Source organism: Deinococcus phoenicis, from assembly GCF_000599865.1.
GTDB lineage: Bacteria > Deinococcota > Deinococci > Deinococcales > Deinococcaceae > Deinococcus > Deinococcus phoenicis.
Genome location: NZ_JHAC01000020.1, coordinates 15,061 through 27,706, shown reverse-complemented (window position 1 = coordinate 27,706; position 12,646 = coordinate 15,061). Strand labels below are relative to the sequence as shown.

Here is a 12,646-nt window from a genome sequence, read left to right as displayed (position 1 = left end):
TCTTTTTATGCGCTCAGCACGCTATTTTTGCCCCGCAAGCCCCAGGCCCTAAACGGCGTTGGGACATGAGGTGTAGAGCCGGGACTTGCTTGACGGGCAGAGGTTTTAACGCCTTAACGGGTGTTCTCGGGCGAATGTGGTTATTACCCGTCGACCTGAAAATACCTCAGCATTAAGCCCTGATTGGGAACTCAGCAGAACGGGACCAAGCCGATGTGGCACTCTATGCTCCTGAAGAGGCGCTTCGGCCCGAATCCAGGGAGTCAGACGTGACGCGGCCCTCTACCTGTCAAAAGGATGCTGAATGACCCTGTCCTCTTCTTCCGATACCCGACGAGAGCAGCAGGTGCTCCGGCTCTCCATCTGGCTGACCGTGGCGCTCGCCGTCCTGGGCTTGTTCGTCGGGGTCTGGGTTGGTTCCGAGTCCATCATCTTCGACGGCTTCTTCTCGGGTGTCAACGTACTGATGACCTCGGCGGCTCTGCTGGTCGCCAAGCTGGTGGCACGCGGGGGCAGCCGCCGTTTCCAGTACGGCTACTGGCACTTGGAACCGTTGGTCAGCGCCTTCAACGGGACGGTGATGGGCCTGATCTGTCTGGTCGCCTTTGTGAACGAGGTCAATGGTCTGCGCGGTGGAGGCCAAGCCGTCGAGGTGGGGGTGGCGAGTGCCTACACGCTCCTCGCCTGCATCGCCAGCCTGGTCATGTACCTGTACGTCCTTCGGGCCAGCCGGGGAATGAACTCGGAATTACTGAGGATCGACGCGCGTGAGTGGCTGATCGAGGGCGTCCTGACCGCCGCGATCTTCGTGGGGTTCGCCATCGCTGCCCTGCTTGGCGCCACGGGAGGAGAGTCCCTCGCACCTTACGTGGACCCTGTGATCGTCATGGTCCTGGCCCTGCTCCTGCTCCCGGTGCCGTTTGGCATCGTGCGGCGTGCCCTGCGGGAGGTCTTTCTGATCGCACCCGTGGAGCTTGATACCCAGGTCCATGCGGTGCTCAGCGAGATCGGGCAGCGCTACGGCTTTCAGGACTACCGCAGTTACGTCGCCAAATCCGGGCGGGTGCGTTACATCGACATCAACATCATCACGCCCGCCAACTTTGAGGTATCGGGCGTGGCGGGTCTCGACCGGATTCGTGAGGAGATCAAGCGTGATCTGGACGAGGCGGGCACGCAACTCTGGCTCACGGTGTCCTTTACCGCCGATCCCAAGTGGGCCTGAGTGTCTTGGGGGGTTGTGGCTGTTAGGGTAATGACGCATTATAGCGGTGGAGGAAGAGCCAGACGAGGGTTTCGAAGTTGACCTGACTGCGGGTAAACGACAGGCTTTTGCGCACCAGATGAGCCAATCTCAGGCGGAGGGTGGCATTGAAACGTTCGATGTGCTGAGTTCCTCCGAGTCGGTGCAAAGCCCCGAAGACCACACTCCGGTATTCCCGCAAGCCGTCGGTGTGACAGACAGCATCCAGGTAGGGCGTGGGGAGGCTTTGCCAGAGTCCAAAGGCGCTTGGTGCGTCTCGCTGCCCGATGAAGCACCCGACGATTCGTCGGGTGGTCTGGTCTATGGTCCATCGCCAGCCAAATCCACAGCCGTCGGTCCTGGCGACCCACGAACGTGCATAACTCGTCGCACTCCAGCACCAGCGGCGCTGATGCTGGAGTGCTCACGCTTTTTTTGCTGGTTCGTCAGTTTGTTGGAAGCTGTGATGGACGCTCTTCCCCAGCTTCATCAGGTGCAGACGGAACCAGGAGCGACTCACCCCCGTGACCCGACAAATGCCTCGGTGGGAGATGCGTTCAGTCAATAACCGGTCCACCAACGCCTCGGTTTCCGCTGAAATCCGGTGTTGTGGAGGATGGAGGGTGAACTGGTGACCGCAGACCCGGCACAGGTAACGCTGCCTTCCGGTGTGGGCATGACCGTTTTTGACGGTGGAGACACCACCGCACGCTGGGCCATCAGGACCGTTCATGCTTCATTGAACGCCCCTCATGCCGCGAAACCCACCACCAGGAGGGGACATGGGCCGCGATCAACCGTGTCCTGGTGCAGAAGATGCGCTGCGCCTGTGGGCGCAGCGCCGAACCCAGTGCCGGCCCTCTTGGATACACAGTCGGTCCGGTGCTCTCCACACGCCGGATCACGTGGGAGAGATGCCGCCAAGCGACTGATCGGGCGCAAACGGCACGTCTCGGTAGATACCTTGGGCCTGCTGCTGTTCGTCCTCGTTACCTGCGCGAACGTCCAAGATCACAACGGCGGATAGTTTGTACTGAACGCGGCAAGACATCGCTTTCCCCACATCGAACTGGTGTGGGTGGACCGTGGGTATCAAGCAGGCTTGGGAGGCTGGGTCAGGGCCCTGTGCGGGTGGAAGATCGAGGGCGTGCGCCCGGAACCGGGCGCACGCGGTTTTCAGGTCTTGCCCAGACGCTGGGTCGTAGAGCGTTCCTTGGCCTGGTTGACCCGTTCTCGTCGGCGGTCCAGGGATTTCGAGAGACGTCCTCAAACCACCGAAGCCTGGTGCTATCTCGCCAATATCCGCCTCATGCTTCGCCGTCTTGACCCCTGCTGACACCCTTTTGAAACACGCTCTGAGACGTCGTCAACACTCAAGTTCCGCAGGAACTTGAGATACACGTCATTCTCGACAACTCCGTCACCCACAAGACCACGGTCGTTCAGGACTGGGTTCTTGCCCACCCGCGCTTCCACTTCCATTTCACGCCGACCGGTGGGTCGTGGCTGAACCTGGTGGAGTCGTGGTTCGCGCTGCTGAGCCGGAGGCAACTGAAGCGTGGGAATTTCAAGTCGAAGGATGAGTTGGAACAGGCCATTGAAGCGTTCATTGCCCGTACCAACGAAACACCGCCCCCGTTCGTGTGGACGAGGTTGGCCGACTACATTCTCGACAACATCAAGCGCTTCTGTGAACGTTATCTCCCAGTCACATTACCCTCAGAAAACGCCCAACCTTCCTCTGAATCACTCCACTAAGTACAGCTACGGAAGTTGTGCGGGATGGGAGCCGATGATGGACCGAACGCCGCCGAGCCTGTGGTTGTACCGCTCAAAGAAGGCCTGTGAGGCTGCCAGCAGGGCCTCGATGTTCTCGAACAACTCGCAGTGGGTGACCTCCCGGCGGAAGTGCCTCCACAACATCTCGATGGGGTTGAGCCAAGGGCTGTAGGTGGGCAAGTACAGCAACACCAGGCGACCAGCCGCACCTCTGACCACCGCCTCGATCTCCTCGTCCTGATGGGTACTGGCGTTGTCCCAGGCAACGTAAATTCGTTCGTGGGGATGCTTCTCCAGCAGTTGCTGGAGAAGCTCGGCAATCTCCTTGCGGCGTTTTCGAGTACGGGTTAGCACGACCGTCTCCCCGGTGTGATAGTCCACGGCCCCAATCCCATATCGGCGCACTGGCTGCGCCGGCGTCGGGACCATCACCTGCTGACCCACGGGACTCCACATCGCCCGTAAGGTCGGCAACCAACTGATGTTGAACTCGTCAGCGTAGTAGAAGACCTCCCCAGGCTTCAACTGGTCGCGGGTTTCCTCGACCGCTTTTTTTTGACGGTGTATTCGGGGTCCGGGCTAGTGATGGTGTGCTGTGGTCGGTTGAAGTGGATTCCCCCCTGATGGAGCAAGCGGTAAACGCTTACCGCACTCAGCCGGGTTCCGGTCAACTCCGCCAAATAGTCGGCCAAGCGCCATCCCGTCCACAGCGAGAATGGCAGGTCCAGGGCGCGTGGCCGAGTCGCGGGCCACGCTGAGGAGCTTCTCGCGGTACTCCGCTGTGACTTTGGGCGGAGCACCAGACCGGGGCGCGTCTGCTAAGCCCTGAAGCCCTTCGGCGACGTAGCGGTGCAACCAGCGGCGTACCGTTTCCTCGTCATACCGCACCAGCACGGCGTCTCAGCGACCTTCCGCTGCTATTCTGCCGAGAGCAGGACGATCAGGGCTCGGATGCGGAGATGCCCCTCCCCAGTACGGTACAGGTGCTCGAGTTCCTCAAGCTGCTCGGCAGATGGGGGCGGCAACCGAAAGGGTGCATATCGACCTCCTCGGTACGGTGAGAACCCTACCTTACACCCCGCACAACTTCCGTAGCTGTACTTAGCAACTTGCTGCGGGTTCAACTGGTCAGGAACATCGCCACGCTGGCGGCCAGCATGACGCCGGTGGCGAACCAGCCGACCACGCGCAGCCCCCGGGGGATGACGAATTGCCGCATCACGCGCGGGTTATTTGCCAGCAGCATCAGCATCACCATGACGGGTCCGGCACCCACGCCGTTCACGATGGCCGCCCAGTACAGGGCCTGCAAGGGGTCAACAGGCGAGAAGTTCAGCGCCATCCCCAGCAGGGTGGCGACCGTCAGCACGCCGTAGAAGCCCCGCGCTTCCAGCGGCTTGCGCTGCAAGCCCACCGGCCAGTGGAGCGCCTCGCCCACGGCATAGGCCGCCGAACCGGCCAGGACCGGGACGGCCAGCAGTCCGGTCCCGATCAGGCCGAGGCTGAACAGCAGGAAGGTGAAGCGGCCCGCCAGGGGTTCCAGGGCCTGTGCGGCCTCGGTGGCGGTCTGGATGTGGGTGACGCCGTGGGCGTGCAGCGTCACGGCGGCGGTGAGGGTAATGAAAAACGCCACCACGTTCGAGAACGTCATCCCGGCGTAGGTGTCCACCCGGATGCGGTGAAACTGCCCCGGGGCCTGGCTGGGCGCGCGGGTCAGGCGCTCGGCCCCGGGGGTGGTGTTGATCTCCTCCACCTCCTGCGAGGCCTGCCAGAAGAACAGGTACGGGCTGATGGTCGTGCCCAGGAGAGCGATCAGCCCCTGGAGGTACGCGGCGGACAGGACCAGGTGCGGGACGAAGGTGGCCTGAAGCACCGCGCCCCACGGCACCCGCACCACGAAGACCACCGTGACGTAGGCGAGCAGGGCCGCGGACAGCCACTTCAGCACGCGGACGTAGGCGCGGTAGGGAATGAACACCTGCGCCAGCAGGCAGAAGACGCCGAAGAGCAGGGTGTACAGGTGGGCGTGGCCGCCGATGACCAGTTTGAGGGCCACGCCCATCGCCCCCAGGTCCGCCCCCAGATTGATGGTGTTGGCGATCAGGAGCAGTCCTGCCAGTGCGTACAGCCAGCCCGGCGCGTAGTGGCGGCGCAGGTTGCCCGCTAGGCCATGCCCGGTCACGCGGCCCACGCGGGCGCTGATTTCCTGGGTGGCCGCCATCAGGGGGAGTGAGAAGGGCAGGGTCCACAGCAGCCCGTACCCGAACTGTGCGCCGACCTGAGAGTAGGTGGCGATCCCGCTCGGATCGTCGTCGGAGGCCCCTGTAATCAGGCCCGGTCCCAGCAGGCGCCACCAGGGTGCTGGTTTGCGGCGCTCCATTTCTCTTTCTGGGGTTTCCATGATGAGGGCCGCCTCCTTCGCGCGGCCCATGCTATTCCGCCGGAGGCTGGGGCCATGTCAGGAGGCCGCCGCAGCACCGGCTTATACCGGCTCTATACGAAAGTGACGGAAAGTGCTTTCCAGGTGGTCGGGCCTGCCCAGGCAGGTGCAACCCACCCCAGGAGGTCGCCATGAACCGTTGCACGAACTTTGTCCTGCTCGCCGCTGTCCTCGCCGCCGGTCTGGCTGGTGCCCAGAGCACCTCCACCGCGAAGACCCCGGCCAAGCCCATGAGCGGCATGAATCGCTGCATGCAGGTCCTGAAGGCCAAGGTGAACCTGAACAGGGCGAGCATGGCGGACCTCCAGTGTCTCAAGGGCGTGTCCCCGACCATTGCCAAGTATATCGTCGCCAACCGGCCCTTCAAGGACGGCAACGACTTCGCGCGCAAGATCGAGGTGATCGGCCACCGGCTCTGGAATGACAACAAGGCCAGCCTCACCTTCTGGAGCCAGCGAGGAGGGCTGAACAAAAAGGGGAGCTGACACGCTCCCTTTTGTTCAGCCCCAGCCGCTGCCGGACCTCCCCACCGCCGCAGAAAGGGTGAACGCATGACTTCCAGCCTGACCACCGAACCGGCCCTTGCCCCACGGACCTTCTGGAGCAAGGTCCCAGAAGTCACGGCCCTGTTCTGGATCGTCAAGATCTTCTGCACCACCATTGGCGAGACGGCCGCCGACTACCTGAACATGCGGCTGCACCTGGGGCTGACCGGCACCACGCTGATCATGGGCGTCCTGCTGATTGCGGCGCTCATCTGGCAATTCCGCACGCGCCGCTACGTCCCCCCCGTGTACTGGCTGGCCGTCATGCTGATCAGCGTGGTCGGCACCCTGATCACCGACAACCTCACCGACAATTTCGGCGTCAGCCTGTGGGTCAGCACCGGAGCCTTCGGCGTGGCCCTGATCGCCACCTTCCTGGCGTGGTCCCGCAGCGAGGGGACGCTTTCCATCCACAGCATTTTCACGCCGAAGCGCGAGGCGTTCTACTGGCTGGCGGTCCTGTTCACCTTCGCGCTGGGGACAGCAGCGGGGGACCTGATGGCCGAGCAGCTCCAACTGGGTTATCTGCCCTCGGCGCTGATCTTTGGCGGGATGATCGCGCTGGTCGCGCTGGCGCACTTCGCCTTCCGAGTGAATGGCGTCCTGACGTTCTGGCTGGCCTACATCCTGACCCGTCCGCTGGGGGCCTCCATCGGGGATTACCTCTCCCAGGGGCGGGATGTCGGTGGCCTGGGGCTGGGCACCACGACCACCAGCCTGATCTTCCTGGTGGGGTCGGTCGCCATCGTCGCCTACCTGACCATGACCCGGCGGGATCAGATCGCGCTGCGCGAGGCAGCGTAACGAAGAACACCAGACCATCGCTTCACCCGGTTCCCGTGGATCAGGAACCGGGTGAAGCTTCTTTTTCGCTATACCGGCCCTATACGTCCTGGGTCTACGGACATGACGCTGTTGATGCGCGGCGCTCTTCGCCCTCGCCACCGCCTTCGCGGTGTCCACCTCGATCTTCAACGCCACCTATAACGATCAGGTGCGGGTGGACGCGGTGCTGACCAACGGGGCGGACGCGACCGGTAACGCGGACGCCCCCGCTGGGGAGCACCTCGCCACCCTGCGGACTCTGCCGTGGGTGACGGGCGCTCAGCCCCTGATTCACCGCTTCGCATATGTGGGCGCCGATCTTCAGGACATCTTCGGGATCGATAGCCGGGACGCGGCTCTTCGTCTCGAACCGGGGCGAGGGTAGCGTGAGGGTGCTGGACTTCGCCACACGAAGGTGACGGGCAAATGGCGGATTGCAGGGGGTCGCAGTCCCGATATGGGCAGCGTCTCGGCGGACGGCAAGCAATTGTGGCTCTCGGTGCGCTACAGCAACGTCGTCTACGTGTTCGACACCCGCAGCGGCAAGCTGGTTCGCAAGCTTCGGGTGGCACAGACCGGCAACTACCGTTGATACCGATAGCAGCCTATCCGGCGTTTTTGTGCTGGACAGGCCGCTATTTGAGCGGATAGGAGAGATGAGGGGCAGGAGGTGGACCTGACTGCTTTATGCCTGCGAACGTACCTTCAAGCGCAGCAGCCAGACCAGCAGCGCCACGAGCAACACGGCGGCCAGAATCTCCGCGCCCCAGCGTTCGACGTGGGGCAGGACCGCCGGGCCAAAGCGCCACAGCACCACCTGCCACACGCCGACATGCACGAACGCTCCCAGCAGGCTCAGCAGCAGGTAGGGCCAGAAGGGAAAGTGGGTCATGCCCGCCACCAACGTCACGGGGGTCCGCAGGCTGCCCACCGTACGGCTGACGATAATCAGCGGCGCACCCCAGCGTTCCAGCAGGTCCAGGTTCCGCGGCTGGCGGATGGCCGCCCGCCAGCGCGGCGGGAGCCAGCGTTCCCCCCAGCGGCCCGCTGCGTACCCCAGCAGGCTGCCCAGCCAGTTGCCCAGCACGCCCCAGGTCAGCGCCGCCGCGAGGGTGGTGCGGCCCGCGTCGATCAGGGCCGACTGCGCCAGCATCGGCAGGACGCCGGGGACGCCGGGAATCCCCGCCCCTTCCAGCGTCAGCAGACCAAAGGTCGCGGCGTTCAGCAGCCTGGGGTCCAGACCAGAGAGCCAGAGGTTCAGATTCACCGGACGAGCGCTCCCGCAGACACGATGCGGTAGCCTTTCTTCCGCGCCACCTGTAGCAGGTCAGGCAGGGCTTTCAAGCCATCCGGCGCGTTGTCGTGCAGCAGGATGATGCCGCCGGGCCGCAGGTGCCGGGTGAAGCGCGCCTCCACCGTCTCCACCCCCGGATTCTGGAAGTCGCCCGGATCGTCGGTCCAGAAGACGGTGGTCATTCCCAGACTCCGGGCAATGTTCAGCACGCGCTGGCTGTATTCCCCACCGGGCGGCCGGAAGAAGCGCACGGGTTGCCCGGTCAGGCGGGTCAGCAGGTCGTTGGTGGACTGGAGTTCGGCGCGAATCTGCGTGTCGGTCAGGTGGGGCAGACGGACATGGTGATAGGTGTGGTTGCCCAGTTCGTGCCCCTCCTGGACCAGGTCACGGATGAAGTAAGGGTAGGCTTCGGCGTTGCGCCCGATGATGAAGAAGGTGGCGTGGGCATGTTCCCGCTTCAGCAGGTCCAACACCAACGGGAAGTAGAGCGGGTGGGGCACGTCGTCGAAGGTCAGGGCCACCTGCCGTTGCGCCGGGTTCCCCTTGAACAGCAGGCCACCCCGCACGCCACCCCGCACCTGAGCGAGGCTCTGTTCCAGCCGCTGTTTCAGCAACTCGGCCTGCGTGCCCACGAAGACCAGCAGGCGTTCGGGTTCACGCACGGGCGAGCCGGGTGGTTCGGGCCGTTCCATGGTTTCCGGGGTCCAGAGGCGGTCGTAGGTGTCGGCCGTGATTTCGCTCTGGAAGGTGCCCAGGCGTGCACGCGGCACCGAGAGGGTCAGCAGCGGCAGTGGGCCGCCGAAGCCCCGGTAGGTGTCCGCGCGGTATACGCTGACGTCCACTTCCGCGAGCGGCGGGTCGGCGCGGTAGGTCGCCTGCACGCTCTGGACGGCCAGGGTCAGGGCACGCTGGGGGGAGACGTCCTGTGGCGGAAGCAGGACCAGGGCATGCGCTGCCCGGATAAAGCCGTTGTCCAGGACCTCGACCTTCCGGACCTCGGGGATGGCGGGGGTGAGCTTCAGCGTGGGGAGGGTCGGGGCGGCCCGTGTGCCGGGGGCCAGCGGCTGCACCTGTCCGGGCAGCGCGACGGGCGGCGGCGGGCCAGGACGCTGCGCGGCAGCGACGGACAGCATCAGGGCAGCGGTCAGCAGCGGGACGGGGAGGCGCATGGCCGGAGTCTAAGGGTGTCACCTTAACGGCCGGTATAGCCCCCCACTTCAGCGCCTCCTGCACGCTCTGAGGCAGGCGCCCCTCACCCGCTCCGGCTCCCGTGTGACCCGTGCGGTCAGGGATGGGTGTTGAAGAAGCGCGCGATCTGACGCCCGAGGGCGGCGTTCATGTTCCCCTGGGCAGATGCGGTCCCCGCACCTGAATAACCCGCACGTCTGCCCCGGCATGGCATCCCGCAGGGCGAGTTCGGGATTCGTGTCGTTGGCCGGTTCAAGTGAGAGGTCAAAGCCGTAGCCTGGCACGGTGCCGCCCTGCTATACCGCATGGTTAAATCCCACTTTACCCGTGCTGAACGGAATTTATACCGTCCCTATACCGAGTACAGGCATCCTGGCCGCAGGTGAAGCACAGGGCCTCACCTCCACACAAGGAGAATCACTGATGAACAAGAACACCCGCAACATCCTGCTCATCCTCGCCACCACCGCCGCCGTCGGCGTTCCGCTGGCCGGTTACGCTTTCGCCCAGACCACCCCGGCCCCGACCGGGACGGCGCAGAGCCAGAACAGCGGGGGCCAGAACGCTGAGGGCCAGAACACGGGGGACAACGACGCGGAAACGCAGGACGACCAGACCCCGGCCTACAAGAGCAGCATCCAACTCCCCGCCGAGCAGCAGGGCACGGAACTGCCGGACGCCCAGGAAGAAGCCCAGCTTCGTGCCCTCGCCCGCATCACGCCCCAGCAGGCCAGCCAGGCCGCTCAAGCTGCCGTGCCCGGCACCGTCGGCAGCGTCAAGCTCGAAGACGAGAACGGCAACCTGGTCTATGAGGTCGTGATCGGCAAGACCGGGGTGGTTGTCGATGCTGGGAACGGCCGGGTACTGCACCAGGAGGCTGCCGACAGCGAGAACGGACAGGAGGACAACGAACAGGGCGAAACCAACAGCGGCCAGTAAGTGAGAGCGAGCGCCGGGGCGGAACGGTCCCCGGCGCTCATCTGTGCTGCCCCCACGTGCGTGCCGCGCCCCCCGTTTCCCGGTCCAGTCCGGCGGCAAAGCTAGTGGCAGGCAGAGCTGGGGCTGAGCCGAATCTGAACCTTCTGGCAGCCGACGCCGTCAGGCCCTGATACCGCCTTGCTCTGATTCCAGAACATCCGGGCAATCCAACGGATGTTCTCGCCTGGCCGGAGACTCAGGGGCGGTTCCTGCCTTCCAGAAAGGCCGCGTAGAAATCGCGGGTGCCGCTGGGAAACACGGCCTCGTAGGTGAACACGCCCAGCAGGGAACGGCACCCACCAGGCGTCGGGCGGCGGCATTCGGAATGTAGCCCGGCTCGCGGATCGCTTCCAGCACGCGCGCCCGGGGTGAAGGCGCGCCTCCCCGGCATTCCCGTTGAGCACCTGGGGGACGACGGTTTGCGAGACCCCGGCTTCTGCGTGGGGTGGGAGGCCACCCGGTCACCTCCTCCCGAAGTTCCGTTCTCGAAGGCCGGCTCTCAAAAGCCCGGCGAGGGTGTCAGGCGGTACGCGTCCGGCCAGGCGAGCGGCACCCCCAGCCGGGTCAGCAGGGCCTGGAAGTCGGCCAGCAGCCCCCCATTTTCGCGGACCTGGGCCGGTTCGGCGGCCCGCTCCAGGCTGAACGCCGCGAGCGCCCCGGCGGCCTCACCGGTGTTCCACTCCGCAGGATGCAGCCGGTAGCAGCCGTTGGTGATGTGCGTCACGCCGAGGGTCTTGCCCGCCGCGATCAGGTTGTGCAGCCGGACGGGAAGCAGCGCCCCCAGGGGAATCTGAAAGGGCCAGCTCGCCACGTCCACGTAGCCGCGTCCCCCCGTGCCGGGATGCAGGTCGATGCGGTACTGCCCGACGCCGACGCTGTCCGCAAAAACCTCCGCGCCCTGCTGCGTTCCCCGCGCCTCCACACCGATCATGTTCTCGGTGACGGTGAACAGTGCCCGGATGCGCCGCGCCTCCCGGATATAGGGCCGCAGCGCCAGCCCATGCGTGAGGTCGGTGCCGGTCAGGTCGCCGCGCAGCCGCAGGCCCGGGTAGCCTTCCCCTTTCCCGCCCACGCGGGGCGCTTCCGTCTGCATCCAGTACAGCAGGGACAGACTCAGCTCCCGGGCCGCGTGCAGATGCCGGGCCTTCTCCTCCTCGCTGACGCCCACCAGCGGCCCCAGCCAGTAGTCGTTCTGGGGCCAGTTCACCAGGGTGACGTCCGGGACCTCCGTGCGGTAGTGCCGCCCCGCCACGATCCGGCGGTAATGCCAGAAGTCGCCCCGCTGCGCCGTCTCTGACGGATCGGAGAACAGGTTGCGGTGTACCGGCCGCCCGGTGATGGGATGGGGATACACCCAGGAGAGCTGCCGGTCCGGCCAGAAGGGGGCCTGATAGGTGCGCCAGAAGTCGTAGCTCTGGGGCCTGGGAATGGTGTGGTCCTCGCCCGGCTGGTGGTCCACCGCAAAGCACCAGGTGATCGCCTGCTGGTCGCGGGGGTCGGCCCGTTCGGGCGCGTGCGGCTCGCCGGTCTCGTCCCGCCCTTCCGCGCCGATGACACTTTCCGCGCCGCTCAGCCCGGTGAGTTCGCCGAGTTCGGTGGCGTCCAGAACGTGCGCGGCCTCGACGACATGCCGGGTCCCCGAGGGACCATGCTGGAAGGTAACGGCCTGAATGCGGTCGGCGTCCACGTCCACGGTCACCGGTTCGGTGTCGGTCCAGACCCGCAGTTGCCGGGCCGTCAGGTACGGGGCCAGCAGGCCCTCCAGCACCCGCAGGGCGACCTGAGGCTCGTGGCACAGCCGCCCGACATTCCCCGCCCCGGGATTGAGGAAGGGGTCCGCCGCCGCTTCCGGCGTGATGCCCGGATGCTCGCGGTAGTGCTGTCGGACCCGGTCGCGGAAGGTGCGGTAGGACGCCGTGGCCCCGGCCTCTTCCACCCAGATGGATTCGTCGGGCGGGACTGCCTGGCTGGTGAGCTGGCCCCCGATCCAGGGGCTTTCCTCGGTGAGGATCACCTGCTGGCCGAGGCGCAGGGCCGCGAGCGCGGCGGCGACGCCCCCCACGCCCCCGCCCACGATCAGGATGCCGGTGCGGTGCGGCTTCACCCTCTGGTCCCGCTGGCTGCCAGGGTCAGGTCCCGGGACCTGCCGCCCAGGGGACCCGTCAGGAACGAGGTCATGAGGACGGACAGGGAACTGCGGCACATGCTGGACCTCCGGTGCGGATGCGTACTGGTTGCAGGGGCACAGTAAGGGGCGACTTCGAGAGCTGTCAAGCGAGGGCTGGCCGGCCCCCTTCCCGCCGCCCATCCGTCTCTCCTGGCCCCGACCCACTGGCCTTTGCGGGGGCCTTTCA

At 65.4% G+C, this 12,646-nt stretch carries 14 protein-coding genes and 3 pseudogenes; 8 read left to right on the top strand and 9 right to left on the bottom strand.

Annotated features, from left to right (window positions below; all coding sequences use genetic code 11):
- The first annotated feature begins 304 nt into the window (after window positions 1–304).
- Complete coding sequence (locus DEIPH_RS06630) at window positions 305–1,225, top strand: cation diffusion facilitator family transporter (protein WP_034355767.1); 921 nt, start codon at window positions 305–307, stop codon at window positions 1,223–1,225.
- A 22-nt stretch (window positions 1,226–1,247) separates the two neighbouring features.
- On the opposite strand, the gene DEIPH_RS20960 is transcribed toward DEIPH_RS06630, so the two are convergent.
- Both DEIPH_RS20960 and DEIPH_RS21015 read right to left on the bottom strand, forming a co-directional pair.
- Window positions 1,248–1,568, bottom strand: a complete 321-nt coding sequence (locus DEIPH_RS20960; RefSeq protein ID WP_081790828.1) for an IS1 family transposase — start codon at window positions 1,566–1,568, stop codon at window positions 1,248–1,250.
- Window positions 1,569–1,667: 99 nt separating this feature from the next.
- Window positions 1,668–1,976 carry an IS1/IS1595 family N-terminal zinc-binding domain-containing protein gene (locus DEIPH_RS21015; protein ID WP_456072959.1) on the bottom strand — a complete coding sequence of 103 codons (309 nt, stop codon included), beginning with the start codon at window positions 1,974–1,976 and terminating at the stop codon, window positions 1,668–1,670.
- On the opposite strand from DEIPH_RS21015, the pseudogene DEIPH_RS20955 reads away from it, so the two are divergent.
- Window positions 1,860–2,579 (top strand): annotated as a pseudogene (locus DEIPH_RS20955) (transposase). The gene DEIPH_RS21015 and the pseudogene DEIPH_RS20955 overlap by 117 nt on opposite strands.
- A gap of 53 nt (window positions 2,580–2,632) precedes the next feature.
- Window positions 2,633–3,001 (top strand): annotated as a pseudogene (locus tag DEIPH_RS19220) (transposase); the annotation flags it as partial.
- 6 nt (window positions 3,002–3,007) lie between these two features.
- On the opposite strand, the gene DEIPH_RS06625 reads toward DEIPH_RS19220, so the two are convergent.
- The 4 genes and pseudogenes from DEIPH_RS06625 to DEIPH_RS06620 all read right to left on the bottom strand — a co-directional run bounded on the left by DEIPH_RS06625 (window position 3,008) and on the right by DEIPH_RS06620 (window position 5,423).
- The gene (locus DEIPH_RS06625) at window positions 3,008–3,589 is read right to left on the bottom strand and encodes an IS630 family transposase (protein ID WP_152544843.1); all 582 of its coding nucleotides are present in this window, start codon (window positions 3,587–3,589) and stop codon (window positions 3,008–3,010) included.
- Window positions 3,544–3,822 carry a winged helix-turn-helix domain-containing protein gene (locus DEIPH_RS20950; protein ID WP_407636503.1) on the bottom strand — a complete coding sequence of 93 codons (279 nt, stop codon included), beginning with the start codon at window positions 3,820–3,822 and terminating at the stop codon, window positions 3,544–3,546. The genes DEIPH_RS06625 and DEIPH_RS20950 overlap by 46 nt, the downstream gene beginning before the upstream one ends.
- Window positions 3,773–3,910 (bottom strand): annotated as a pseudogene (locus DEIPH_RS20945) (helix-turn-helix domain-containing protein); the annotation flags it as partial. The gene DEIPH_RS20950 and the pseudogene DEIPH_RS20945, both read right to left, overlap by 50 nt.
- Before the next feature lie 232 nt (window positions 3,911–4,142).
- Complete coding sequence (locus tag DEIPH_RS06620) at window positions 4,143–5,423, bottom strand: NRAMP family divalent metal transporter (RefSeq protein ID WP_051517208.1); 1,281 nt, start codon at window positions 5,421–5,423, stop codon at window positions 4,143–4,145.
- Window positions 5,424–5,593: 170 nt separating this feature from the next.
- Here DEIPH_RS06620 and DEIPH_RS06615 point away from each other — a divergent pair, with 170 nt between their 5' ends.
- The 4 genes from DEIPH_RS06615 (at window position 5,594) to DEIPH_RS20785 (ending at window position 7,424) form a co-directional block, all read left to right on the top strand.
- On the top strand, window positions 5,594–5,947 hold the full coding sequence (locus DEIPH_RS06615; RefSeq protein WP_034355760.1) for a ComEA family DNA-binding protein: 354 nt from the start codon (window positions 5,594–5,596) through the stop codon (window positions 5,945–5,947).
- A 66-nt stretch (window positions 5,948–6,013) separates the two neighbouring features.
- Window positions 6,014–6,811, top strand: a complete 798-nt coding sequence (locus tag DEIPH_RS06610; protein WP_034355757.1) for a COG4705 family protein — start codon at window positions 6,014–6,016, stop codon at window positions 6,809–6,811.
- A 151-nt stretch (window positions 6,812–6,962) separates the two neighbouring features.
- Window positions 6,963–7,217: a hypothetical protein gene (locus DEIPH_RS06605; RefSeq protein ID WP_034355754.1), complete on the top strand. Its 255-nt coding sequence runs from the start codon at window positions 6,963–6,965 to the stop codon at window positions 7,215–7,217.
- A 72-nt stretch (window positions 7,218–7,289) separates the two neighbouring features.
- Window positions 7,290–7,424, top strand: a complete 135-nt coding sequence (locus DEIPH_RS20785) for a hypothetical protein (protein ID WP_267134647.1) — start codon at window positions 7,290–7,292, stop codon at window positions 7,422–7,424.
- A gap of 93 nt (window positions 7,425–7,517) precedes the next feature.
- Here DEIPH_RS20785 and DEIPH_RS06600 read toward each other — a convergent pair whose 3' ends face one another.
- Both DEIPH_RS06600 and DEIPH_RS06595 read right to left on the bottom strand, forming a co-directional pair.
- Window positions 7,518–8,099: a DedA family protein gene (locus DEIPH_RS06600; RefSeq protein ID WP_034355751.1), complete on the bottom strand. Its 582-nt coding sequence runs from the start codon at window positions 8,097–8,099 to the stop codon at window positions 7,518–7,520.
- Window positions 8,096–9,295: a polysaccharide deacetylase family protein gene (locus DEIPH_RS06595; RefSeq protein ID WP_034355749.1), complete on the bottom strand. Its 1,200-nt coding sequence runs from the start codon at window positions 9,293–9,295 to the stop codon at window positions 8,096–8,098. The genes DEIPH_RS06600 and DEIPH_RS06595 overlap by 4 nt, the downstream gene beginning before the upstream one ends.
- Window positions 9,296–9,737: 442 nt before the next feature.
- On the opposite strand from DEIPH_RS06595, the gene DEIPH_RS06590 reads away from it, so the two are divergent.
- Window positions 9,738–10,253, top strand: a complete 516-nt coding sequence (locus DEIPH_RS06590; protein ID WP_034355746.1) for a PepSY domain-containing protein — start codon at window positions 9,738–9,740, stop codon at window positions 10,251–10,253.
- A 538-nt stretch (window positions 10,254–10,791) separates the two neighbouring features.
- Here DEIPH_RS06590 and DEIPH_RS06585 read toward each other — a convergent pair.
- Window positions 10,792–12,396, bottom strand: coding sequence for an FAD-dependent oxidoreductase (locus DEIPH_RS06585; RefSeq protein WP_034355743.1), 1,605 nt, complete (start codon window positions 12,394–12,396; stop codon window positions 10,792–10,794).
- Between the last annotated feature and the right edge of the window lie 250 nt (window positions 12,397–12,646).